This window comes from Nocardiopsis mwathae, assembly GCF_014201195.1.
Lineage (GTDB): Bacteria > Actinomycetota > Actinomycetes > Streptosporangiales > Streptosporangiaceae > Nocardiopsis_C > Nocardiopsis_C mwathae.
In genome coordinates this window covers 3,623,911-3,647,519 of sequence record NZ_JACHDS010000001.1, presented here as the reverse complement: position 1 = coordinate 3,647,519, position 23,609 = coordinate 3,623,911, and the positions used below count along the sequence as shown (strand labels likewise).

Here is a 23,609-nt window from a genome sequence, read left to right as displayed (position 1 = left end):
GGACGCGGATCCTTTCTCAGCCGGTGCCGGGCGATGCGGCGGGACCGTCGGCGTCACCGCTGCCGGATCCACCGTAAGCGGGGACCGGCTCGATGTGCTCGCGGGTGACGCGCTTGCGGAACACCCAGTAGCTCCACGCCTGGTAGGCGAGCACCAGCGGGAGGAACACGACCGCGACCCACGACATCACGGTGAGCGTGTAGGGCGCGGAGGACGCGTTGGCGATGGTGAGGCTGTAGGCGGGGTCGGTGGTGGAGGGGAGCACCGTCGGGAACATCGCCCCGAAGATGACGACCGAGAGCGCGATGATCGTGGCGGCGGTGGCGGTGAAGGACCAGCCCTCGCGGCCCCGGGCGCCCAGGATCACCCCGATGACCAGTGCGGTGCCCGCGACGACGGCGACCGGCCAGGTCCACGGCTTGCCGTAGGCCAGCTGGGTCCAGGTGAGGAACGCCAGTGTCACCGGGATCGCCACGCAGGCGACGCGGATCAGCAGCGCGCGGGAGCGCACGCGGACCTCGCCGTCGGTCTTGAGGGTGAGGAACACCGCGCCGTGGAGCACGAACAGCGACATCGTCGTGGCCGCGCCGAGCAGGGCGTAGGGGTTGAGCATGTCGAGCAGCCCGGCGGAGACGACGTGGTCGGCGTCCATGGGCAGGCCGCGGATCAGGTTGGCGAAGATCAGGCCCCACAGCAGGGCCGGGGCGGTGCTGCCGAAGATGATGGCCGCGTCCCACCGTGCGCGCCACCGATCGGTGTCGCCCTTGCCGCGGTACTCGAAGGCGACGCCGCGCACGATCAGCGCCAGCAGGATGATCAGCATCGGCAGGTAGAAGCCGCTGAGCATGGAGGCGTACCAGGCCGGGAAGGCGGCCAGCGTGGCGCCGACCGCGGTGATCACCCACACCTCGTTGCCGTCCCAGATCGGGCCGATGGAGTTGATCATGACCCGGCGGTCGGTGTTGTCCTTGCCGATGACCGGCAGCAGCATGCCGACGCCGAAGTCGAATCCCTCCAGGACGAAGTAGCCGGTCCAGAGGATCGCGATGGCGAGGAACCAGATGAGTGCGAGGTCGAGGTCCATTGCGGCGGCTCCTAGTAGACGAACGCGGGGACGGGGCGGTCGCCGGAGTCGCCGTCGCCGTCGTCGCCGTCCTCATCGAGGTCGGGGACGACGTGCGAGGGTCCGGCCTTGATGTAGCGCCACAGCAGCCCGGCTTCGATCACCGCGAGTACCCCGTAGGTGAGGGTGAACAGGGTGAGGCTGGTGGCCACCATGCCGAGGCTCACACCGGGGGAGACGCTGTTGGCGGTGAGCAGTTCGCCGCGGACGGTCCAGGGCTGGCGGCCCATCTCGGTCAGCAGCCAGCCGAAGATGTTGGCGGCCAGGGCGGCGGGCAGCGCCAGCATGGCGGCGAAGTAGAAGCCGTTCTTCGTCCAGCCCGGCAGCCAGGCCGGGGTGGTGCGCGGCTCGGGCATCCGCTGCTTGCGGGTGAGCAGCAGACCGATGGCGGACAGGGCCACGCCGGCCAGGCCCAGCCCCATCATCAGCCGGAACGACCAGTAGGTGACGAAGACGTTGGGGATGTAGTCGCCCGGACCGTAGAGCTCCTCGTAGGCGTTCTGGAGGTTGTTCATGCCGTGCACTTCGCCGTCGAACTCGCCGGTGGCCAGGAAGCTCAGCACGTTGGGGATGGTGACGTCGATCGTGTTGACGCCCGCGTCGGTGTCGCCGACCGCGTAGACGGAGAAGTCGGCGCCCTCCTCGGTGTCCCACAGGGCCTCGGCGGCGGCGAGCTTCATGGGCTCGTACTCGGCGGCGAGCTTGGCCTGGTGGTCGCCGGAGAAGACGACGATGATCCCGGCGAGGAGGGTCACGACCATGCCGGCTCGCATGGTCTTGCGGAACAGCTCGTGGTCGTTCTTCGGCGGGACGACGCCGGGCTCGCCGGTGTCGTTCTCGGCGCGGTTGCGCCAGAGCTTGAAGGCGCTGACGGCCACGACGAACAGCCCGGCCGTGATGAACGCGGCCGAGACGACGTGTAGGTAGGTGGACCAGGCCTGCGGGTTGGCCAGGACGGCCCAGATGTCGGTGAGTTCGGCGCGGCCGGTCTCGGGGTTGATCCGGTAGCCGACGGGGTTCCGCATCCAGGCGTTGGCGGCCAGGATGAAGTAGGCGGAGAGGTTGGTGCCGACGGCCACCGCCCAGATGCAGGCGAGGTGGACGCGGCGGGGGAGCTTGTCCCAGCCGAAGATCCACAGGCCGATGAAGGTGGACTCCAGGAAGAACGCGAGCAGCGCCTCCATGGCGAGCGGGGCGCCGAACACGTCGCCGACGAAGGTCGAGTAGGCGCTCCAGTTCATTCCGAACTGGAACTCCTGGACGATGCCGGTGACGACGCCCATGGCGAAGTTGATCAGGAAGAGCTTCCCGAAGAACTTGGTCGCCTGCAGGTACTCGTGCTTGCCGGTGCGGTACCACGCGGTCTGCAGGGCGGCGACGATGACGGACAGCCCGATCGTCAGCGGTACGAACAGAAAGTGGTACACGGTGGTCAGTCCGAACTGCCACCGCGCGAGATCCAACGCGTCCATCTGAGCGCCTCTCCAGGGACCTATGGGCGACGGGCCGTAGTACTACGAAGTGTAGTACTACCCAATGTCAGTGATCGAGCGAGGGCCGGGAGGCGTGGATCACGCGTGACCCTGGGACCTGCGCGTGTCGTGCGTACGCGGCCGCGGACTCCGATGCCTCCCTGTGGTGACGCTAGACCTGCGTCCCGAAGCCCGAGCAGAGCCGGACGGACGCGATATCCCAGGTCACTCGGTGCGCCCACGGGGAGCCGAAGGTCCCCCGTCCACAGCGGTGCCGGTCCGGTACCACCGGCCCCACACGCAAGAAGAAGCCGCAGGTGCCTCCTTGGCACCTGCGGCTCCCCGACCCCCGGTGATCACGGCCGCAGGCGTCGATTCCCCCGGCGTCGTCCTGCCCTTCGTCCCGGTCATCGCCGTTCTCGGCGTGTTTCGTGGAACACGCCCTAGGCACCCCGGTCGGCGAGCATGTCCTCCATCAGCTCGATCTCTGCCTGCTGGGCCTCGGCCATGCCCGCCGCGAAGTCGGTGACGAGGGGCCGGTCGGCGGCCGACACCGCGGCTTCGGCCATGTCGATGCCGCCCCTGTGGTGGTCGATCATCAGCTGCAGGAAGAGGACCTCCGCCTCGACGCCTTCGGCCTCCTCCAGGCGCTTCATCTCCTCCTCCGACGCCCAGCCGGGCATGGTGTCCGGCGCCTCGCCGGAACCGTGGGCGCCGTGGCCGGCCATCCAGGTCATGGGGGGTTGGGCGCCGCGGATGTTCAGGCCCCACTGCACCAGCCACCCCTGCATGCGGCCGATCTGGGACTGCTGGGTGCGGGCGATGTCCTGGGCCACCGTACGGAGTTTCGGCTCGTCCGTCTTCTCCAGGATCACTATCGACATGTCGACGGCCTGGGAGTGGTGGACGCTCATGTCGCGCAGGAAGCCCGCGTCGGCGCTGGTATCGAGCGGGACCGCGGGGCGCCCCAGCAGGAAACCGCCGAGGAGGGCGAGGGCCGCCACGGCCGCCGCGAGCCACAGCGGTACCGGGCGTCCCGCCCCTGACCGTTGCGGGCGGTCGGGCGCGCCTTCGGTCTCGGTTTCATTTCCCACGGAACCATCCTGCCTCAGCCGACGTTTTCGGGCATGTAGGCAAAGCATAGGGAAAGTCCGCACGTCGCCGCCCCAGGGAGACACCGTGAGCAAGAAGTCCGAGGAACGTCGGCGCCGAGCCGCCGAGATGCGCGCCCAGCGGGAGCGACAGGAACGCCGCCGCAAGATCGCGACGGGCGCCGGGGTCACCATGGCCGGACTCATCGTGCTCGGCCTCGTCGGATTCGGTGCCTACACCGCCTGGGACCGCGGCAACCTCGAAGGCCTGGAGTCCTTCGACGTCGACCGGGGCCACGTGCCCGCCGAGGTCGACTACGAGCAGACCCCGCCCGCGGGGGGCGAGCACAACGCGGCCTGGCAGAACTGCGGCGTCTACACCGAGCCGGTCGTCGACGAGTTCGCCGTGCACTCCCTGGAGCACGGCGCGGTGTGGATCACCTACCGGCCGGACCTGCCCGAAGACGACGTCAAGAAGCTCGAAGACCGCTACACGCCCGGTAGTTACGTCCTGGTCAGCCCATTCGAGGACGACCTCCCCGCGCCCGTCGTCGCCTCCGCCTGGGGCAAGCAGGTGCGACTCGACGGCGCCGACGACGACCGGCTGGACAAGTTCCTGCGCACCTACGAGCAGAGCCCGAACGTGCCCGAGCCGGGCGGCTCCTGCTCCGGTGCGATCGGCTTCACCGCGAAGGAGTTCGACGAGGCCGGCGGGTTCGACGCGCTGAACCAGGCCGGGCAGCAGGACCCGCACGAAGACTAGGGCGTTTTTGGCGGATGCTTTCCGGTAAGTGAGCGGCCGTCCGGGGCGGCGCTCGCAAGCCGCTGCACGAAGTCGATCCAGGTCGGCTTTACGAGTGGAGCGGCGCAGCGAGCGTCGTTCCGGTGGCCGCGAGCCGGAAATGATCCGTCAAACACGCCCTAGGGGCGGGGAACACGTGACCGACGTTCCCGGCCGGGGCGCGGGCCGGGGCACGATCCACCGGACACGCCCTAGAGCTCCCCGTCGGGGAGCGCGGGGATCTCGTCGGCGACCAGGTCGCTGATCGCCACCAGCCCCTCGGCCGGTGCACCGTAGGACGGCGGCACCGACATCTCGACGTAGGCCTCCCGCCCCACGACGGTGAACAGGTTGGGGCGGTCCTCCGGTTCCGGCAGCCACGCGATGTCGTTGACCACCATCAGCTCCGAGTCGGGCCGCAGCCCGGCGGGGCGGTCCACCCCGCAGCGCAGCGCGATCGGGGGATCCCCCCATGCGGCGGCGAAGTCGGACCTGGGGCTCACCTCGACCCGGTTCTCGCCGAACAGGGCGGAGGGCACCCGCTTCACCAGCGCGCGGCACTGGTCCGCCGCCTGGCCCTCGGGGTCGGGCGGCGGAACCTCGACCGAACCGGCGGTGCAGCCCGCCAAGGCCAGCCCGAGCGCCAGCACCGCACCCGTTCCGCTCACCGTCGCCCCGCGTCGCATCACGTCACCGCACTCCTGAGAACTCAGATCTTGACGATCGGACAGGTCAGTGTGCGGGCGATACCGTCGAGCCGCTGGATCCGGGCCACCACCAGCCGGCCCAGCGAGTCGATGTCGTCGGCGGACGCGCGCACGATCACATCGTAGGGCCCGGTGACGTCCTCAGCCTGGGCTACGCCGTCGATCGCGGCGATCTCGCGCGCGACGTCGGCGGCGCGCCCCACCTCGGTCTGCACAAGGATGTATGCCTCCACCATGAAACCCCTCCAGGACAATGACGAACGTGCCCGTCGGCACCGGGCCACCCGGACCGCCGCGGGGTCTAGACCACTACGGCGCGAGCGTCACCGTACCCTGTGGTCTGTGGCGAGCACCATTGGGGACCTGGGTGAGTTCGGCCTGATCGAGCGCGTGACGGCGAGATTCCCCCGAACCGACGACGTAATCCTGGGGCCGGGGGACGACGCGGCCGTGGTCAGGGCGCCCGACCGGCGCGTCGTGGCCTCCACCGACATGCTCGTCGAGGGTCGGCACTTCCGCCGCGACTGGTCGACGCCCCGCGACATCGGCCACAAGGCCGTCGCGCAGAACTTCGCCGACGTCGCCGCCATGGGCGCGCGGCCGACCACACTCCTCATCGGTCTGGGCGTCCCCGCCGACCTGGCCGTGGACTGGGCCGACGAGTTCGCCGCCGGCGTGGCCGCCGAGTGCGCCACCGCGGGCGGCACCGTGGTCGGCGGTGACACGGTGCGCTCCGACACCGTGGTGGTGTCCGTCACCGCGCTGGGCGACCTGGGCGGCCGAGCGGAGGTGCGCCGGGACGGGGCGCGTCCCGGCGACGTCGTCGCGGTCGCCGGGCGGCTCGGGCTGTCGGCGGCCGGGCTCGCCCTGCTGGACCGGGGCCTGGACGCCCCCGAGGCGTGCCTGCGCGAGCACCGCCGCCCGCGTCCCCCGTACGCCGAGGGGCCGCGGGCGGCCCTGCTGGGCGCCACCGCGATGCTCGACGTCAGCGACGGGCTGGTGCAGGACCTCGGGCACCTCTGCGCCGCCTCGGGCGTGACGATCGACCTGGAGCGCGCCGCCCTGGTCCCCCCTCCCGAGCTGCGCGCGGCCGCGGCCGCGCTGGCCGGGGAGCGGTCGGCCGACGCGACGGCGCTCATGCTCGCCGGAGGCGAGGACCATGCCCTGGCGGCCACCTTCCCGCCCGGCACCGAGCTGCCCGACGCATGGACGCGCATCGGTACGGTGGCGCCGCGGAGTGCCGAGGCCGATGCGGCGGCCGCCCCCGCCGTCACGGTCGACGGCCGCCCGACCGACGCGGCCGGGTGGCGGCACTTCGGCTGACCGCCCGGGCCCCTCGCACCCCCTCGGTGGGCCGGGCCGAGACAAGGACGAGGTGGGCGGAGGAAGCGTCACGACTATTTCGGTGGAAAACTTCCGTCACTCTGGGTCAGTATTGGGTAACGGGTCGAGGGGTGTCGGTTTTAAGGGGTAAATCACGCTAAGCTGCTGCCCCGAACGGCCCGGGGGAGAATGGGGAGAATGCAGTGCACGCCCGCGACGACGCCGGAACCGACACCGGTCGGCGGGGCGACGAGCGAGCGAGGGCCCGTCGGCGCGACCGGGCACGGATGTCACCAGGCGCGGTGTCAACCTGGAAGGCAGCGAGGACAGCCGCATCAAGCGCGGATGTGTCGGAAGGCGGTACATGGGGCGGCATAGCGGGGCTGGCGGCAGTCGGCGCGGCGCGCACCGGTCCGAGCCGGAGAACACCAGCCCACTGGCGAGCGTCGGGTACGTGTTGGAGAGCACCGTCCCCAAGCGTGTCCAGCCGCCGCGTCTCCTCACCGTCCTGCTGATCTCCGGCGTCACCCTGGCACTCACGCTCTTCGGCTACAGCACCACCCAGATCTACCTGCGCTTCAGCGACCCTCCCGCGGGCAACGAGACCGGGCCCGGCGCCGGGACGAGCGAGCGGCTGGAGCCGCCCAAGGCCGAGTCGTCGGCCTCGGCGGTCCCGGACGGCGGCGACCAGCCGCGTTCCGCCGCCGGGACCGCCCCGCCCGGTCAGGGAGCGTCGGCGTCCGGCGCGGTCACCTACCGGATCGTCGAGACCACCGACACCGGCTTCACGGGCGCCGTCACCATCACCAACACCAGCCCCACCGCTCTGGAGAGCTGGGAGCTGGTCCTCGGATTCGCCGACCTCACCCTGGGATCGGCCTGGGACGCCTCCTGGGAGACCACGCCGAGCGGGCTGATCGCCCGCCCCCTCGGCGGGCAGGCGGCGCTCGCTCCGGGCGACTCGGTCACCATGTACTTCACCGCCGAAGGCTCCGCCCGGAACCCCACCAGCTGCTCCCTCAACGGCGATTTCTGCGACCTGTAGCGCCTTTCCTGCCCGTTGTTCTCGGGGGTATCGACCGAACACCGGCGAGGATTCGGTCGGTACCCCCGAGAACAACGGACGAGGGCAGGACGAACGCCTGAGGGCGCCACGGCGGAGTCCGCCGTGGCGCCCTCAGACGCGCGTATGGAATTCAGGTCGTCAGCGACCGTCCGCCGGGCTCAGCGGTCGACCTTGCCGGCCTTGATGCACGAGGTGCACACGTTCTTGCGCTGGGGCGTACCGCCCACGCGGGTGCGCACGGTCTGGATGTTGGGGTTCCAGCGGCGGCGGGTGCGGCGGTGCGAGTGGGAAACTCGGTTACCGAACCCTGGTCCCTTGCCGCAGACGTCGCAGACGGAAGCCACGGTAACTCCATTCAAGCGCTCGGGTCCGCTCGCTGGCGCACGCGCGGTGAACGACCCGAGAGAGGTCTGATGAGTAAAGCGAACACAGTCGGCGCGGGAGCGCCAACCGTGGAAGCGTACACGACAGCCGACGCTTTCCCCCAACCGGAGGAGGGGCACCGGCGCGATGGACCGTATACGCGCTGCCGGGAACCGGCAGGCCGGTCCCCGCAGCCCCGTGCGGGCGGCCGGTAGGGCGGCGCCGCAGGTGGGGATGCTGGATCGAGTATAACCCGGTGCGCGTCCCCCGGAGTCACGCCCGGATCGCCGCGGGCCCGCCACCGGCCTTCGTCCCCTCTTCGCTGTACACACGTTCTACCGTGGTGCAGGGGGCGCGGGTGGGGCCGCGGCACCCGTGGACAGGGCTGTGCGTGAGGAGAACACCGGTGATCGCTTTGGACGAGCCGCTGCGCAGGACGATGGGCGACACGACCGCCAAGAAGCTCGCCGCCGAACTCGACCTGCACACCGTCGGCGACCTGCTGCGCCACTACCCGCGCCGGTATGCCACCCGCGGTGAGCTCACCCCGCTCGGCGCGCTGGCCGAGGGCGAGGACGTCACGGTCGTGGCCGACGTGCACAGCGTGCGCCGCCGCGAATTCCGGCAGCGCGCCACCGGGCGCAGGACCGAGCGCCTGGAGGTCGTCATCACCGACGGCTCCCACCGGCTCACCCTGGTCTTCTTCCAGAAGGCCGGGTACCACCTGAAGTACCTGCGCGTCGGTGCCCGGGGCCTGTTCGCCGGGCGGGTCAACGACTACCGCGGCACCGTCCAGCTCGCCCACCCCAAGTACGAGATGCTGCCCGAGGACGGCGACGAGGAACAGCGCGTCCGCGAGTTCACCGACCAGATCATCCCGATCTACCCGGCGACCAAGGACATCTCCTCCATGGACATCGAGCGGTGCCTGCGCACCCTGCTCGACCAGATCGACGACATCCCTGACCCGCTCCCCGCCGACCTGCGCGAACGCCACCGCCTCCAGCCCCTGCACACGGCGCTGGAGCAGATCCACCGGCCCGCCGACCAGGCCGGCATCGGCCGCGCCCGCAAGCGCCTGAAATGGGACGAGGCGTTCGTGCTGCAGCTCGCCCTGGCCCGCCGCCGCCACGAGGCCGCCGCGCTGCCGGCCCGGCCCCGGCCCCGCTGCTCCGGCGGGCTGCTCGACGCGTTCGACGCCCGACTGCCGTTCACGCTCACCGACGGCCAGAGGCAGGTCGGCGACATCATCGCGGCGGGGCTCGACTCCACCCACCCCATGCACCGGCTGCTCCAGGGCGACGTCGGCGCCGGCAAGACCCTGGTCGCGCTGCGCGCCATGCTCCAGGTCGTCGACGCCGGGGGGCAGGCGGTACTCCTCGCCCCCACCGAGGTCCTCGCCCAGCAGCACCACCGGTCCATCAGCGCGATGTTGGGGCCGATGGCCCGAGCCGGGCAGCTCGACGCGAAGCGGTGCGAGCGAGTGGAGCCGTCGTTGCCGTTCGCCGAAGGCCGATCCGCGTCGGCGGTGGAGGCGAGGGAGGAGGCTGAGCGCGCAGGCGGCAGCGACGCGAAGCGGTGCGAGCGAGTGGAGCCGTCGTTGCCGTTCGCCGAAGGCCGATCCGCGTCGGCGGTGGAGGCGAGGGAGGAGGCTGAGCGCGCAGGCGGCAGCGACGCGAGGCCGAACGAGCGAGCGGAGCCGCCGATGCCAGCTGCCGAAGGCCGATCCGCATGGGCGGTGGAGGCGAGGGAGGAGGCTGAGCGCGTAAACAGCACCGACAGTGCCGAGCGGGCCACCCGGGTCGCCCTGCTCACCGGGTCCCAGGGGGCCGCGGCCCGCCGAGAGGCGCTGCTGGACGCCGCCTCCGGCGCCGCGGGGATCGTCGTCGGCACCCACGCCCTCCTCCAGGACCGGGTGGGCTTCGCCGACCTCGGACTGGTGGTCGTGGACGAGCAGCACCGGTTCGGCGTGGAGCAGCGCGACGCCCTACGTGCCAAGGCCGCCGATGGGCGCCCGCACGTGCTGGTGATGACCGCCACACCCATCCCGCGGACCGTCGCCATGACCGTCTACGGCGACCTCGACGTCGTCGCCCTCACCCAGCTGCCGTCCGGTCGCTCGCCCGTGGCCACGCATGTCGTCCCGGCCCGGGACAAACCGCACTACCTGGCGCGCGCCTGGGAGCGGATCCGAGAGGAGGTGCGCCAGGGGCGGCAGGCCTACGTGGTCTGCCCGCGCATCGGCGGGGACGACAACGGCGACGGCGACGCGCCCGAGGAGTCGGCCGTCCCCGTGGACGAGGACGCCGGGGCGGCCGCGCGGCGCCCGCCGCTGGCGGTGTCGGACGTCGCCGCCGGGCTCGCCGGGGGGCCGCTGTCCGACCTGCGGGTGGCCGCGCTGCACGGCAGGCTCGCCGCCGAGGAGAAGGACGCCGTCATGCGCCGCTTCGCCGCCGGCGAGGTGGACGTGCTGGTGGCGACCACCGTCATCGAGGTCGGGGTGGACGTCCCCAACGCCACCGTCATGGCGATCATGGACGCCGACCGCTTCGGTGTCTCCCAGCTCCACCAGCTGCGCGGCCGGGTCGGCCGGGGCCGGCTGCCCGGCCTGTGCCTCCTGGTCACCGAGGCCGACGCCGAGAGCGCGGCCCGCGAGCGGCTGGCCGCGGTGGCGAGGACCACCGACGGCTTCGAGCTGTCGCGAGTCGACCTGGAGCAGCGTCGGGAGGGCGACGTCCTGGGCGGCGCCCAGTCCGGGAAGCGATCCTCGCTGAAGATGCTCACCCTGCTGCGTGACGAGGAGCTCATCCGCGAGGCGCGCGGCGAGGCCCAGCAGTACACCGAGGCCGACCCCGAGCTGGCCGGGCACCCGCTGCTGGCGGCCGCACTGGAGGAACTCCTCACCGAGGAGCGAGCGGAGTACCTGGAGAAGACCTGACCGCCGGCGCCGTCGGAGCCGCGGGGCCGCCGCACGGCCGCGCAGCCCGGGGCGCGCTAACGTGTCGCACATGACCCGCATCATCGCCGGCACCGCGGGCGGGCGCAGGCTCGCGGTCCCTGACGGCCGCACGACCCGGCCCACCAGTGACCGGGCCCGCGAGGCCCTGTTCGCCTCCGCGCTGCACGACCTCGGCTCGTTCGACGGGGTCCGCGTGCTCGACCTGTACGCGGGGTCGGGCGCCATCGGGCTGGAGGCGCTGTCCCGCGGGGCCGAGCACGCGCTGCTGGTCGAGGCCGACCGCAGGGCGGCGGCGGTCATCCGGAAGAACATCGCCACGCTGGGGCTGGCCGGGGCGGGGCTGGCGGCGGAGAAGGTCGAGCGGGTGCTGGAGCGCGGCCCGAGCGGCGGCGCCTACGACCTGGTGGTGGCCGATCCGCCCTACGCGATCGGTGAGGCCGAGGTCGAGGTCGTGCTCGCGCTGCTGCGGGACCGCGGCTGGCTGGCACCCGACGCGCTGGTCGTCCTCGAACGCGCGAGCCGCGGCGCGGAGCCGCGGTGGCCCGAGGGGTACGTTGGGGACAGGGTCCGGCGTTACGGTGAAGCGTCCCTTTGGTACGGTCGCGCCGCCGACATTCCCGAACCCACCTGACCGTCCGGGCGCCCGCGTCCCCGCAGGGAACGACCGCCCGCACCCACCGGTCGCCAGAGAGGAGCGGTGCACCGTGCGCCGTGTCGTCTGCTCCGGGTCGTTCGACCCGGTCACCAACGGTCACATCGACATCATCGGTCGCGCCGCGCGGCAGTACGACGAGGTGGTGGCCGCGGTCCTGAACAACGTCAACAAGCGCGGGCTGTTCACCGTCCCGGAGAAGCTGGACATGCTGCGGGAGTGCACCCGCGAGCTCGACAACGTGCGGGTCGCCGAGTTCGACGGGTTGCTGGTGGACTATTGCCGTGCCAACGGCATCGACATGATCATCCGCAGCCTGCGTTCGGTCAGTGACTTCGACTACGAGTTGCAGATCGCCCAGATGAACTACCGGCTCTCCGGTGTTGAGACGATGTTCATGACGGCCAACCCGCAGTACTCCTTCCTCAGCTCCAGCCTGGTCAAGGAGGTCGCGCAGTACGGCGGCGACGTCAGCAGCCTGGTCAGCCCCTATGTGGAGGCGCGGCTGCGGGAGAAGTACGCCGAGGTTCGGCGGGGCGGGGAGCCGAGCCGCTGATTTGGGGGAGGCCTGGACCGATCGGTAGAATCCAGGGTTGACCATGGTCACGGATCCGGTTGCGGGGGCGACCCCTGCTTGTCAGAGCCGGATCGGTGTCGGTGACCGACCACACCGTCGCCCGCGCGAGCGGGCCGACGGACCCCGATGACCGAAAGCGCGATCACCCTGTCTCCTTCAGATCTCCGTTCCCCCTTCGCGGTCGACACCCGGCCTCTGGGGCGCCAGCCGGGTTCGATGCGGACCATGCATCGTGTCGCTCCCGCCCCCGAGTCGTTCGCGACCGGGATGGCCGGTGTGCCCGAGGGGGCCGACATCGAGTTGGACTTCCGGCTTGAGGCGGTCATGGAGGGCGTGCTGGTCACGGGTACGGCGCAGACGGTCACGGCAGGGGAGTGCTCCCGCTGTCTGGACCCGGTATCCGATTCGCTTGAGGCCTCCTTCCAGGAGCTCTTCCACTACCCGGGAGAGGACGAGGCCTTGAGGGGTCGGGCCGCGGACGGGGTGGACGCGAAGGACGACGAAGAGGACTACTATCTTGAGGGCGAAGTTCTCGACCTCGAACCGGTGGTCCGCGACGCGGTCGTTCTCGCCCTGCCGCTCTCTCCGCTCTGCCGGGACGACTGTCCCGGTCTGTGCGTCGAGTGCGGTGAGAAGCTTGCCGAGGCGGGCCCCGAGCACGACCACGGCGAACGTGTCGACCCCCGGTGGGCGGCACTGCGGAAGCTGAGCGACGGGCTCGGCGACCGATGAGTTCTTCGGTTTCGCGGATGTGAGGCACCGCGCGCACGGCGCGCGTTGGACGATCCGGTGGAACACGAGCGTTTTCCCGCGACCGCGGGGATGTAGGAGAGATTTCCCGCGACCGCGCGGGTGACCCAGGAGGATTGAAGTGGCTGTCCCGAAGCGGAAGATGTCGCGGAGCAACACCCGCACCCGCCGTTCGCAGTGGAAGGCGTCGCGCCCGGTACTGGTCGACTGCCCGCGCTGCCGCGACCCCAAGCTCCCGCACGTGGCGTGCCCGACGTGCGGCACCTACAACAACCGCCAGGTCATCAACCCGGCGTAAGCGCGTGCTGAGGCGGGCCCGGTCAACCGGGCCCGCCCTTTCGGCTACCCGAGGGTGTGCCGAACAATGTGGACAAGAGAAGTGGATGCGCCGACACGGGCATACCCGAGGCCGTGGTGGCCGTCGCGGAGGCGGGAGGACCTGCTTTCCGCGACGCTCACCTCGTTCTCAGGGCTCCCGGATCGGCTCCCAGGACGCGCGGCGCGGTCGCCCCCTCGGCCACGGCTGTTCGCCCTTCGGGCCGAAGGTACGCGCGGCGCCGGAATAAGGGGTGTGAATAGGTCCAGTGGCCACGCAGCTCAGTGCGGCCGAGGCGCGGGAGTTCCATCGCGCGATCGGCATCGAGTTGGATTCCAAGGTGCTCACCCGCGCGCTGACGCACCGTTCCTACGCCTATGAGAAGGGCGGCCTGCCCACCAACGAGCGCCTGGAGTTCCTCGGTGACTCGGTGCTGGGCCTGGTCGTCACCGACACGCTCTTCCGGGAGCACCCGGACCTGCCCGAGGGCCAGCTGGCCAAGCTTCGCGCGGCCGTGGTCAACATGCGTGCCCTGGCCGACGTGGCGCGCAGCCTCGACATCGGGCGTTACATCCGGCTGGGCCGTGGCGAGGAGGGCACCGGAGGCCGGGACAAGTCCTCCATCCTCGCCGACACCCTGGAGGCCATCATCGGTGCGGTCTACCTCGACCGCGGCCTGGACGAGGCCTCCAAGCTCGTGCACCGCCTGTTCGATCCGCTGATCGCCACGGCCTCCGGGCTCGGCGCGGGCCTGGACTGGAAGACCTCGCTGCAGGAGCTGACCGCTTCCGAGCTGCTGGGCGTGCCCGAGTACCACGTCGACGAGAGCGGGCCCGACCACCAGAAGACGTTCCGGGCGACCGTGCGCGTCGCGGGCGAGGACTACGGCCTGGGGCAGGGGCGCAGCAAGAAGGAAGCCGAGCAGCAGGCCGCCGAGTCGGCGTGGAAGGCCATCCGCGCCCGCGCCGCAGCCCAGGAGGCCCGGCACCGGCAGGCCGACGAGAAGGCGAACTGAGGCGTACATGCCCGAGCTCCCCGAGGTCGAGTCGGTGCGGATCGGCCTGGACCGGTGGGTGGCCGGCCGCACGGTCGAGGCCGTGGAGGTGCTGCATCCCCGCTCCGTGCGCCGCCACCTGAGCGGAGCCGGGGATTTCGCCCGGCGGCTGGCCGGGCGCAAGATCACCGCGACCGCGCGGCGCGGCAAGTACATGTGGCTGACGCTCGACTCCGGCGAGGCGCTCCTGGCGCACCTGGGCATGAGCGGCCAGCTGCTGGTGCAGCCGCCGCAGCGCGCGGACGAGAAGCACCTGAGGGTGCGGTTCGGCTTCGACGACCGCGGTACCGAGTTGCGCTTCGTCGACCAGCGCACGTTCGGCCACCTGATGGTGGAACCGCTTGTCACCGATGCCGGGGGCGCCGCGGTGCCCGGCGCCGTCCGGCACATCGCGCTCGACCCGCTGGACCCCGCCTTCGACGACGACGCGTTCGCCGCGGCGCTGCGCCGCAAGCGCACCGAGATCAAGCGCGCCCTGCTGGACCAGTCGCTGATCAGCGGGATCGGCAACATCTACGCCGACGAGGCGCTGTGGCGCTCCCGGCTGCACTGGGCACGAGCCACCGGCGGGCTGCAGCGGCGGCAGGTGGCCGAGCTGCTGGGACACGTGCGGGCGGTGCTGGGGGAGGCACTGGTCGAGGGGGGTACCTCGTTCGACGGGCTCTACGTCGATGTCAACGGGGAGAGCGGCTACTTCGAGCGGGGCCTGAAGGCTTATGGGCGCGCGGGTTCGGCGTGCGAGCGCTGCCGCACGCCGATCCGTCGCGACGCCTTCATGAACCGGTCGTCGTTCAGCTGCCCGAAGTGCCAGCCCCGGCCGCGGGGCGTGCGGGTGCCGAGCGGACCCGCTCCCCGCTGACCGCAGTCGAGGAATGAACGGGGATGAACGGGTGAGCGATGTGCGGATGACCGCATGGGTGCGCGGGCGTGTGCAGGGGGTCGGCTTCCGCTGGTCGGTGCGGGCCCGCGCACTGGAGCTCGGGCTGGTCGGTGCGGCCACCAACCTGTCCGACGGCCGCGTGGAGGTCGTCGCGGAAGGGGCGCGAGAGGCGTGTGAGCAACTGCTCGGCTACCTGCGCAGCGGTGAGACGCCTGGTCGTGTGGATTCGGTCGTTGAACGTTGGGGAAAACCGGGGGGTTCCTTCTCCGGATTCGCGGAGCGGTGAGTATGCTGGAAGGACAACGCGATTCGTGGGCGCCGTTGCGCCGCGTCGTGATCCGCCTGCCCGCTGCTGCGACGGTTCGGGGCGCATCCGACCGGGGGTACCCGATGCCGAATCGCGCGAAGTGACATGCCCGGTTACTGTTTGGTTACTTACGGTTTCAGTCAATCTTGACCAGGGGCGCCCATAGTGAGACGCTGGAAGGCAGACCGCGCGCCTTTCCTTTCACGACGCGGACGGCGAGCAGCGCCCGCCCGCGGATTCGTGGCTCAAATGTGCGTGCCAACAGTCTGGTCACTCAGTGTGGAGGACCCACATCATGGCGAAGGCTCTGTTCGGCCACGTTGGCGGTCCTGATCCTCGTATGGTTCAGGAGATGCGTCGGCTGCAGAAGCGAGTACGTGACCTCGAAGACGAGATCGGACGACTTCAGGCCCACAACGATCAGCTTTCGGCAGCCGTCACCGACGTCACGGTAAGTGCGACCGATCGCGAGCCCGCACTCGCGTAACGCCCACCCCGCATATCGCGAACCCGCCCTGACACAACGGCCGGTCAAGGGACGCCCGGCGTTCCGGCGTCCCTAGGGTTCGTGTAGGGGTTCTCCTTGCCCGTTCTTTTCCGACCCTTGACCCTTTCTCTAGGGCATACCCCCGGGGCGATTCCCACAACCTTCGGTGGATCCTGCAATCGGCTATGCCCAGGGTCGGACTCCCTATTCCCCCGGCCCGCCCCCCGAACACCGTCGCGCCACCCCGCTGTGGCTATGACCATGGCCGACACCGCGGCGATCAGGCGGCATCCGCGCGGCGTTCATGGCACCCTTGTGGGGCACGAGCCGATGAACACAGGCGTGCGGGGGCGCGCAGGGGAGGAGGGCCGCCGGGCGTGTACCTGAAGAACCTCACGCTGCGGGGATTCAAATCCTTCGCGTCGGCCACGACGCTGCGCTTCGAGCCCGGAATCACCTGTGTCGTCGGCCCCAACGGCTCCGGCAAGTCCAACGTCGTCGACGCCCTGGCCTGGGTCATGGGCGAGCAGGGCGCCAAGTCGCTGCGCGGCGGCAAGATGGAGGACGTCATCTTCGCCGGGACGTCCTCCCGCCCCGCGCTCGGCCGGGCCGAGGTCAGTCTGACCATCGACAACACCGACGGCGCCCTGCCCATCGAGTACTCCGAGGTCACCATCAGGCGGACGCTGTTCCGCAACGGCGGCTCGGAGTACGCGATCAACGGCGACACCTGCCGCCTCCTCGACATCCAGGATCTCCTCAGCGACTCCGGCATCGGCCGCGAGATGCACGTCATCGTCGGCCAGGGCCAACTCGACACCGTCCTGCACGCCGGCCCCGAGGAGCGGCGCTCGCTCATCGAGGAGGCCGCCGGCATCCTCAAGCACCGCAAGCGCAAAGAGAAGGCGCTGCGCAAGCTCGACTCGATGCAGGGCAACCTCGACCGCGTCACCGACCTCACCGCCGAGCTGCGCCGTCAGCTCAAACCGCTGGGCCGCCAGGCCGAGCTCGCCCGCCGCGCCGCCGTCATCCAGGCCGATCTGCGCGACGCCCGCCTCCGGCTGCTCGCCGACGACATCGTCACCCTCACCGAGGCGCTGCAGAAGGAGGAGGCCGACGAGTCGGCCGTCCGCGCCCGCCGCGAGGCCGCCGAGAAGGCGCTCGCCGACGCCCAGTCCCGCGAGACCGAGCTGGACGCCGCCGCAGCCGCCGCCGCTCCCGTCCTCTCCCAGGCCCAGGACACCTTCCACGGTCTGTCCCGGCTCAAGGAGCGCCTCAGCGCCGTGGCGGGCCTGGCCGCCGAACGCCACCGCAACCTCGCCGCCCAGCCCGAAGAGGAACGGCACGGCCGCGAACCGGAGGAGATGGAGGCCGAAGCCGAAGAGGTGCGCGCCCAGGAGGAGGAGCTGGAGTTCCGCCTGGACGATGCCCGAGAGCGCCTGGAGGCCGCCGTCGCCGAGCGCAGCGCCGCCGAGGACGGCCTGAAGGAAGAAGAGCGGCGTATCGCCCACCTCGCGCGTGCAGCCGCCGACCGCCGGGAGGGCATGGCCAAGCTCCGCGGCCGCGTCGACGCGCTGCGCAGCCGCCTGGCCGCCAGCGAGGCCGAGGTGGAGCGTCTGGAGGACGCCGCGGCCGAGGCCCGCGAGCGCGCCGAGATCGCCCAGGCCGAATACGAGCAGGCCGCCGAGGACTCCGCCGGGCTCGACGAGGGCGACGCCGAACTCGACGCCTCCCACGAGCATGCCCGGCAGGTACTGGCCGCCACCGAGGCGCGGGTCAGCGAGCTGCGCGACGCCGAGAGCATGGCCGAGCGCGAGCGCGCCGCGATCGCCGCCCGCAAGGAGGCCCTGGAGATGGGCCTCGACCGCAAGGACGGCGCCGCCGCCCTGCTCTCCGCCGCCGAGCGGCTGCCCGGCCTGCTCGGCTCGTTCGCCGCCCTGATCGAGGTCGAGCCCGGCCACGAGACCGCCGTCTCCGCAGCGCTCGGCGTGGCCTCCGACGCCGTGGCCGTCGCCGACGCGCCCGCCGCCGCGGCCGCACTCGACCTGCTCAAGAACGACGACGCCGGGCGCGCGGGGATCGTCGTCGCGGCATCGGCGGGGAGCGGCGGCACCGTGCCCCCGCGCGACCGGTGGCCGCGGCTGCCGGACGGCCTGCGCTACGCCGCCGACGCCGTCACCCCTCCGCCGTCCCTGGCCGAGGCCGTCGCCGCGCTGCTGGACCGGGTCGTCCTCGTCGCCGGCGCCGCCCAGGCCCGCGCGGTGATCGGCGCCCACCCGGGTGTGCGGGCCGTCACCTCCGACGGCGACGTGTTCACCGCCGCCCTGGTGCACGGCGGCTCCTCTTCCGCCCCCAGCCTGCTGGAGGTGCAGGCCGCCGTCGACGAGGCCGTCGAGCGCCTGGAGGAGGCCGTCAGCGCCGCCAAGCGGGCCGCCGCCGACCTGGACGAGGCCAGGCGTGAGCGTGCCGAGGCGGCCGCCGCCGTGGAGGAGATCGCCGTCCGCCGCCGCGCCTCCGCCAAGCGCCGCAACGAGGTCGCCCAGCAGGTCGGCAAGCTCGGCGGGCAGGCCCGCTCGGCCGCCGCCGAGGTGGAGCGCTACACCGCCGCCGCGGCCAAGGCCGCCGCCGGGCGCCAGAGCGACCTGGACCGCCTCGCCGAACTGGAGGAGCGCCTCGCCGAGGCCGAGGCCGAGCCCGTCGACGACGGCGAACCCGACACCGGGCAGCGCGACGCCCTGGCGGAGCGCGCGGCCGCCTCCCGCGCAGCCGAGATGGAGGGGCGGCTCGCCGTCCGCACCGCCGAGGAGCGCGTCCGGTCCATCGCCGGGCGCGCCGAGAGCCTGATGCGTGCGGCCGCCGCCGAGCGCCAGAGCCGCGAGCGTGCCGCGCGCCGCCGCGAACGCCGCCGCCGCCAGTCCGTCATCGCCAAGGCGGTCGCCCAGGGGGCGGCCGAGTCCCTCCGGCGCATCGAGTCCTCCCTGGCCGCGGCCGACGCCGAGCGGGCGACGGCCGAGGAGGAGCGGTCGGTGCGCGACGCCGAGCTCAAGACCGTGCGGGCGCGCGTACGGGAGCTCTCGGTGGAGCTGGAGAAGCTGGTCAACGTCGTCCACGGCAGCGAGGTCGCCCGCGCCGAGCGCAAGCTGCGGCTGGAACAGCTGGAGACCAAGGCCGTGGAGGAGATGGGCGTGGATGTGCCCACGCTCATCGCCGAGTACGGCCCCCGCGTCCCGGTGCCGCCGCCGACCGACGCGCCCGAGGGCGAGGCCGTGCCCGTCCCCTTCGTCCGGGAGGTCCAGGAGAAGCGCGCCCGCACCGCCGAGCGGCAGCTCAACCAGCTCGGCAAGATCAACCCGCTGGCCCTGGAGGAGTTCGCGGCCCTGGAGGAGCGCCACGCGTTCCTCACCGCGCAGCTGGAGGACATCAAGAAGACCCGGCGCGAGCTGCTGGGCATCGTCGAGGAGGTCGACGCCCGGGTCCGCGAGGTCTTCACCGCCGCCTACGCCGACGTGGAACGCGAGTTCGCGGCGATCTTCGGCCGCCTGTTCCCGGGAGGCGAGGGCAAGCTCGTCCTCACCGAGCCCGACGACATGCTCACCACCGGCGTCGAGGTCGAGGCCCGGCCCCCGGGTAAGAAGGTCAAGCGCCTCTCCCTCCTCTCCGGCGGCGAACGCTCCCTGACCGCGGTCGCGTTCCTCGCCGCCATCTTCAAGGCCCGGCCCTCGCCCTTCTACGTCATGGACGAGGTCGAGGCGGCCCTGGACGACACCAACCTGCAGCGTCTTCTGGTGATCTTCGACGAGCTGCGGTCCTGCTCGCAGCTGATCGTGATCACCCACCAGAAGCGCACCATGGAGGCGGCCGACGCGCTCTACGGGGTCACCATGCAGGGCGACGGCATCTCCCAGGTCATCAGCCAGCGCCTCGACCGCCGCTGACACCGGTCGGCCCCGGATTCGCGCGGGTGGGCGCCCCTGCCTCCGGTGACCTCGGGAGAACGGTTCGAATCGTGGCGGAGAGTCCGACCGATCTCCCGATCTCCCGAGATCACCGGGGGAGAAGGCGTTCTGCCCGAAACGGGGCGTGGGTCGCGGCCGGGAAGGCCGATGGGCCCGCCATGGAAGTGGCCACAAGGGATAAAGTGGACACGTTGTGTCGGCGGTACGTACCGGCGGCACAACGGCACTGGGTGAGCGAAGTCCGGTCGGCCGCCGTGAGGTGGTCGGGGAATCCGGCGCTGTCCCGCAACTGTGGAGCCCGACGCCCGTGACCGGGTGCCGGGACGAGCCAGGCCGCCTCGCCCAGCCGCCGACGACACCTGTCCTCGTGGGAAAGGACGGTCCGTCACCACACCGGCGGACTCGGAGCCTTCCCCCAGCCCTTGAGTCCCTCGAAGGAGACCCGTGCGCAACGCACGCCGCCTGTCGGCCGCCCTCCTGCCGGCCGCGCTGGTTCTGACCGCCGCCTGCGGCGGCCCCGACACCGCCGATGGCGCCGGGGCCGGCGACTCCGGCGGTGCCTTCCCCGTCACGGTCGACGACGCCCGCGGTGAGGTGACCATCGACGAGGCGCCGCAGCGCATCGTCTCGCTGTCGCCCAGCACCACCGAGATGCTCTTCGCGATCGGCGCCGGCGACCAGGTCGCCGCCGCCGACGAGTACTCCGACTACCCGGAGGAGGCGCCCACCACCGACCTCTCCGGCTTCACCCCCAGCGTCGAGGCGATCTCCGAGGAGGACCCCGACCTGGTGATCCTCGCCGGGAGCGCCGAGGACGCGGCCGAGCAGCTGGACAAGCTGGGAATCCCGGTCCTGGTCCTGGACGCGGCCACGACCCTCGACGACACCTACGACCAGATCCGTCTGCTCGGCGAGGTCACCGGCGAGGCCGAGAGCGCCGACGCCGAGGCCGACCGGGTCGAGTCCGAGATCACCGGCATCGTCGACGAGACCAAGGAGAAGCTCGGCGACACCGACCTGAGCTACTACCACGAGGTCGACGACACCATGTACTCGGCGACCTCCGACACCTTCATCGGGCAGATCTACAACGAGTTCGGTCTGACCAACATCGCGGACGAGGCCGACGACGCCGCCTCCTCCGGCGGCTACCCGCAGCTCTCCCCGGAGTTCATCGTCGAGGCCGACCCCGACCTGATCTTCCTCGCCTACGGCGGCGCGGACGCCGTCGAGGATGTGGCCGAGCGCCCCGCCTTCGACAAGGTCAGCGCCGTGCAGGACGACGACATCGTGCAGCTGGACGAGGACATCTCCTCCCGCTGGGGGCCGCGCGTCGTCGACCTGGCCCAGGAGGTCTCCGACGCCGTCCTGGCCGCGTCGGGCGAGGAGCGCTAGACCCCATTGTTCGGACGTTCCCGGCCGTCGTGGGCGTGGCTCCTCGGCGGACTCGCCGCCCTCGTGGCGGCGATGGTCCTCGGCGTGGCCGCCGGGGCGGCCTCCATCACCCCGCTCGACATCGCCGGGGCCCTGCTCGCCCCCGTCTGGCCGGGAATGGAGTCCCCGCTCGACGACCGCCAGGCCGCGGTCCTGGTGGAGCTGCGCCTACCGCGTGTCGTCCTCGGCGCGATGGTGGGCGGCCTGCTGGCCTGTGCGGGCGCCGCCTACCAGGGCGTGTTCCGCAACCCGCTGGCCGACCCCTACCTGTTGGGGGCGGCCAGCGGGGGCGGGCTGGGGGCGACCCTGGTGATCGCCTTCGGTGGCGACGTGTTCGACTCACCACGCGCCCTGGTCCCGGTCGCGGCGTTCCTCGGCGCTCTGCTGGGCGTCGCCGCCGCCTACGCCCTGGGCCACAGCACCGCGCGCGGCGGCACGGCCTCGCTCGTGCTCGCCGGCGTCGCCGTCTCCTCCTTCCTGTCGGCGGTACAGACGCTGCTGCAGCAGATGCGCATCGAGGAGCTGCAGCGCATCTACGCCTGGGTGCTGGGCGGACTGGGCAGGAGCGGCTGGGATGACATCGTGATGGTCACGCCGTATGCCGTCGCGGCCATGGTGGTGCTGCTCGGTTGCGGCTACCTGCTCGACATGCTCGCGCTCGGCGACGAGAAGGCGGTGAGTCTCGGGCTCAATGCGACGGCGGTGCGGCTGATCGTGATCTCCGCCGCCTCCCTGGCGACCGCGGCGGCGGTGGCGGTCAGCGGGCTGATCGGGTTCGTGGGCATCGTCGTTCCGCACATCGTGCGCCGACTGGTGGGCACCGGCTACCGGATGATCCTGCCGATGTCACTTCTGGTCGGCGGCGCCTTCCTGGTGCTGGTGGACATCGTGGCGCGCACCGTCATCGCCCCGGCCGAACTCCCGCTGGGGGTGGTGACGGCCTTCCTCGGCGCTCCGTTCTTCATCATCGTGCTGCGGGGGACACGCGACCGTTCGATGTGATGTCATCCCACGTCACCCCCGCAGTGATCCGATCGTGCCCGTGCTTCTGCGAAACTGGACGACGTTATGGACTACTCGATCTTCGCCGTTGCGATCTTCCTCATCGCCGTCCTGGTGTTCGGCGGCGTCTTCCTGATCCGGCCCCGGCGCCCCGGGGTCACCGACGAGAAGCCGTCCGCCGAGGTGACGGACGCGACGACCGCGGAAGCGGGCACCGCCGTCGCCGAACCGGAGGAGCGGGAGGAACCGGCCGGGGCACCCGCCACCGCCACGGCGGAGGCACCGCCCGTCGAGGCCCCGGCGGCTCCGGAGCTGGAGACCCCGCCGCCGTCGGCCGGGCGGCTGGTGCGGCTGCGCGCCCGGCTCGCCCGCTCGCAGAGCACCTTCGGGCAGGGGCTGCTGTCGCTCCTTTCCGCCGACAAGCTCGACGACGACGCCTGGGACGAGATCGAGGACACGCTCATCACCGCCGACGTCGGCGTGACCGCGGCCTCGCAGATCGTCGACAACCTGCGCACCAAGGTCAAGGTGCAGGGCGGCCGCACTCCCGAGGAAGTGCGCGGGATGCTGCGCGAGGAGCTGATCGCGCAGATCGACCCCCGGCTCGACCGCGCCGTGCGCACCGACCCGCACGGCGACCGGCCCGCGGTGCTCATGATCGTCGGGGTGAACGGCACCGGCAAGACCACCACCACCGGCAAGCTCGGCCGCGTGCTGGTCGGCGACGGGCGCAGCGTGGTGCTCGGTGCCGCCGACACCTTCCGCGCGGCCGCCGCCGACCAGCTGGAGACCTGGGGGTCGCGCGTCGGTGCCCCGGTGGTCCGCAAGGACGAGGGCGCCGACCCGGCGAGTGTCGCCTTCGACGCGGTGGCGCGCGGCATGGACGAGGGCGCCGACACGGTCATCATCGACACCGCGGGGCGCCTGCACACCAAGACCGGCCTGATGGACGAGCTCGGCAAGGTCAAGCGCGTCGTGGAGAAGAAGTCCCAGGTCGACGAGGTGCTGCTGGTGCTCGACGCCACCACGGGGCAGAACGGGCTGCGCCAGGCACGCGTGTTCGCCGAGGCCGTCAACATCACCGGCATCGTGCTCACCAAGCTGGACGGCACCGCGAAGGGCGGCATCATCATCCAGGTGCAGCGCGAACTGGGTGTCCCGGTCAAGCTGGTCGGGCTCGGCGAGGGACCGGACGACCTGGCGCCCTTCGACGCCGAGGCGTTCGTCGACGCGATCCTCGGTGAGGACTGACCGCCCGACGGCGGCGGGTGGCCGCCCTCGTGGCAGGGCCCGGTCGGGGTGCGCCCGA

22 protein-coding genes are annotated in these 23,609 nt (G+C 71.7%); 16 read left to right on the top strand and 6 right to left on the bottom strand.

Features of this window, described 5'->3' with window-relative positions:
• Positions 1-16: 16 nt before the first annotated feature.
• From cydB to HNR23_RS15670, 3 genes are all read right to left on the bottom strand, one after another.
• Positions 17-1,084 carry a cytochrome d ubiquinol oxidase subunit II gene (cydB, locus tag HNR23_RS15680; protein WP_184076288.1) on the bottom strand — a complete coding sequence of 356 codons (1,068 nt, stop codon included), beginning with the start codon at positions 1,082-1,084 and terminating at the stop codon, positions 17-19.
• Between the two features lie 11 nt (positions 1,085-1,095).
• Positions 1,096-2,595 (bottom strand): cytochrome ubiquinol oxidase subunit I, encoded by a 1,500-nt coding sequence (locus HNR23_RS15675; protein ID WP_184076287.1) that lies wholly within the window; start codon positions 2,593-2,595, stop codon positions 1,096-1,098.
• 443 nt (positions 2,596-3,038) lie between these two features.
• A complete protein-coding gene (locus tag HNR23_RS15670; RefSeq protein WP_343070579.1) occupies positions 3,039-3,689 on the bottom strand; it encodes a DUF305 domain-containing protein in 651 nt (216 codons plus the stop codon).
• Between the two features lie 85 nt (positions 3,690-3,774).
• Here HNR23_RS15670 and HNR23_RS15665 point away from each other — a divergent pair, with 85 nt between their 5' ends.
• Complete coding sequence (locus HNR23_RS15665) at positions 3,775-4,449, top strand: DUF3105 domain-containing protein (RefSeq protein ID WP_343070578.1); 675 nt, start codon at positions 3,775-3,777, stop codon at positions 4,447-4,449.
• A 230-nt stretch (positions 4,450-4,679) separates the two neighbouring features.
• Here the strand turns inward: HNR23_RS15665 and HNR23_RS15660 are convergent, their stop codons facing one another.
• A complete protein-coding gene (locus tag HNR23_RS15660) occupies positions 4,680-5,153 on the bottom strand; it encodes a DUF3515 domain-containing protein (protein WP_184080395.1) in 474 nt (157 codons plus the stop codon).
• A 23-nt stretch (positions 5,154-5,176) separates the two neighbouring features.
• A complete protein-coding gene (locus tag HNR23_RS15655; protein ID WP_184076285.1) occupies positions 5,177-5,410 on the bottom strand; it encodes an Lrp/AsnC family transcriptional regulator in 234 nt (77 codons plus the stop codon).
• Positions 5,411-5,516: 106 nt separating this feature from the next.
• Here HNR23_RS15655 and HNR23_RS15650 point away from each other — a divergent pair, with 106 nt between their 5' ends.
• Positions 5,517-6,497, top strand: a complete 981-nt coding sequence (locus HNR23_RS15650; protein WP_184076284.1) for a thiamine-phosphate kinase — start codon at positions 5,517-5,519, stop codon at positions 6,495-6,497.
• Between the two features lie 454 nt (positions 6,498-6,951).
• Complete coding sequence (locus HNR23_RS15645; protein ID WP_343070577.1) at positions 6,952-7,542, top strand: cellulose binding domain-containing protein; 591 nt, start codon at positions 6,952-6,954, stop codon at positions 7,540-7,542.
• 179 nt (positions 7,543-7,721) lie between these two features.
• Here HNR23_RS15645 and rpmB read toward each other — a convergent pair whose 3' ends face one another.
• A complete protein-coding gene (rpmB, locus tag HNR23_RS15640) occupies positions 7,722-7,907 on the bottom strand; it encodes a 50S ribosomal protein L28 (protein WP_184076282.1) in 186 nt (61 codons plus the stop codon).
• Positions 7,908-8,332: 425 nt separating this feature from the next.
• On the opposite strand from rpmB, the gene HNR23_RS26850 reads away from it, so the two are divergent.
• The 13 genes from HNR23_RS26850 to ftsY all read left to right on the top strand — a co-directional run bounded on the left by HNR23_RS26850 (position 8,333) and on the right by ftsY (position 23,551).
• Positions 8,333-10,864, top strand: coding sequence for an ATP-dependent DNA helicase RecG (locus tag HNR23_RS26850; RefSeq protein WP_343070576.1), 2,532 nt, complete (start codon positions 8,333-8,335; stop codon positions 10,862-10,864).
• A gap of 70 nt (positions 10,865-10,934) precedes the next feature.
• Positions 10,935-11,516, top strand: coding sequence for a 16S rRNA (guanine(966)-N(2))-methyltransferase RsmD (rsmD, locus tag HNR23_RS15625; protein WP_184076281.1), 582 nt, complete (start codon positions 10,935-10,937; stop codon positions 11,514-11,516).
• A 73-nt stretch (positions 11,517-11,589) separates the two neighbouring features.
• A complete protein-coding gene (coaD, locus tag HNR23_RS15620; RefSeq protein WP_184076280.1) occupies positions 11,590-12,093 on the top strand; it encodes a pantetheine-phosphate adenylyltransferase in 504 nt (167 codons plus the stop codon).
• A 147-nt stretch (positions 12,094-12,240) separates the two neighbouring features.
• Positions 12,241-12,846 (top strand): YceD family protein, encoded by a 606-nt coding sequence (locus HNR23_RS15615; RefSeq protein WP_184076279.1) that lies wholly within the window; start codon positions 12,241-12,243, stop codon positions 12,844-12,846.
• A 139-nt stretch (positions 12,847-12,985) separates the two neighbouring features.
• Complete coding sequence (rpmF, locus tag HNR23_RS15610) at positions 12,986-13,162, top strand: 50S ribosomal protein L32 (RefSeq protein ID WP_184076278.1); 177 nt, start codon at positions 12,986-12,988, stop codon at positions 13,160-13,162.
• Between the two features lie 286 nt (positions 13,163-13,448).
• Positions 13,449-14,195, top strand: a complete 747-nt coding sequence (gene rnc, locus HNR23_RS15605; protein ID WP_184076277.1) for a ribonuclease III — start codon at positions 13,449-13,451, stop codon at positions 14,193-14,195.
• Between the two features lie 7 nt (positions 14,196-14,202).
• The gene (gene mutM / locus HNR23_RS15600; protein WP_184076276.1) at positions 14,203-15,093 is read left to right on the top strand and encodes a bifunctional DNA-formamidopyrimidine glycosylase/DNA-(apurinic or apyrimidinic site) lyase; all 891 of its coding nucleotides are present in this window, start codon (positions 14,203-14,205) and stop codon (positions 15,091-15,093) included.
• Positions 15,094-15,106: 13 nt separating this feature from the next.
• Positions 15,107-15,400 carry an acylphosphatase gene (locus tag HNR23_RS15595; RefSeq protein WP_184076275.1) on the top strand — a complete coding sequence of 98 codons (294 nt, stop codon included), beginning with the start codon at positions 15,107-15,109 and terminating at the stop codon, positions 15,398-15,400.
• A gap of 316 nt (positions 15,401-15,716) precedes the next feature.
• On the top strand, positions 15,717-15,908 hold the full coding sequence (locus HNR23_RS15590; RefSeq protein ID WP_026125550.1) for a hypothetical protein: 192 nt from the start codon (positions 15,717-15,719) through the stop codon (positions 15,906-15,908).
• 377 nt (positions 15,909-16,285) lie between these two features.
• Entirely contained in the window at positions 16,286-19,843 is a 3,558-nt protein-coding gene (gene smc / locus HNR23_RS15585; RefSeq protein WP_184076274.1) for a chromosome segregation protein SMC, read from the top strand.
• A 465-nt stretch (positions 19,844-20,308) separates the two neighbouring features.
• Positions 20,309-21,259, top strand: a complete 951-nt coding sequence (locus HNR23_RS15580) for a helical backbone metal receptor (protein WP_184076273.1) — start codon at positions 20,309-20,311, stop codon at positions 21,257-21,259.
• A 6-nt stretch (positions 21,260-21,265) separates the two neighbouring features.
• On the top strand, positions 21,266-22,300 hold the full coding sequence (locus tag HNR23_RS15575) for a FecCD family ABC transporter permease (RefSeq protein ID WP_246421776.1): 1,035 nt from the start codon (positions 21,266-21,268) through the stop codon (positions 22,298-22,300).
• A gap of 66 nt (positions 22,301-22,366) precedes the next feature.
• Positions 22,367-23,551 (top strand): signal recognition particle-docking protein FtsY, encoded by a 1,185-nt coding sequence (gene ftsY, locus HNR23_RS15570; RefSeq protein WP_184076272.1) that lies wholly within the window; start codon positions 22,367-22,369, stop codon positions 23,549-23,551.
• Positions 23,552-23,609 lie beyond the last annotated feature (58 nt).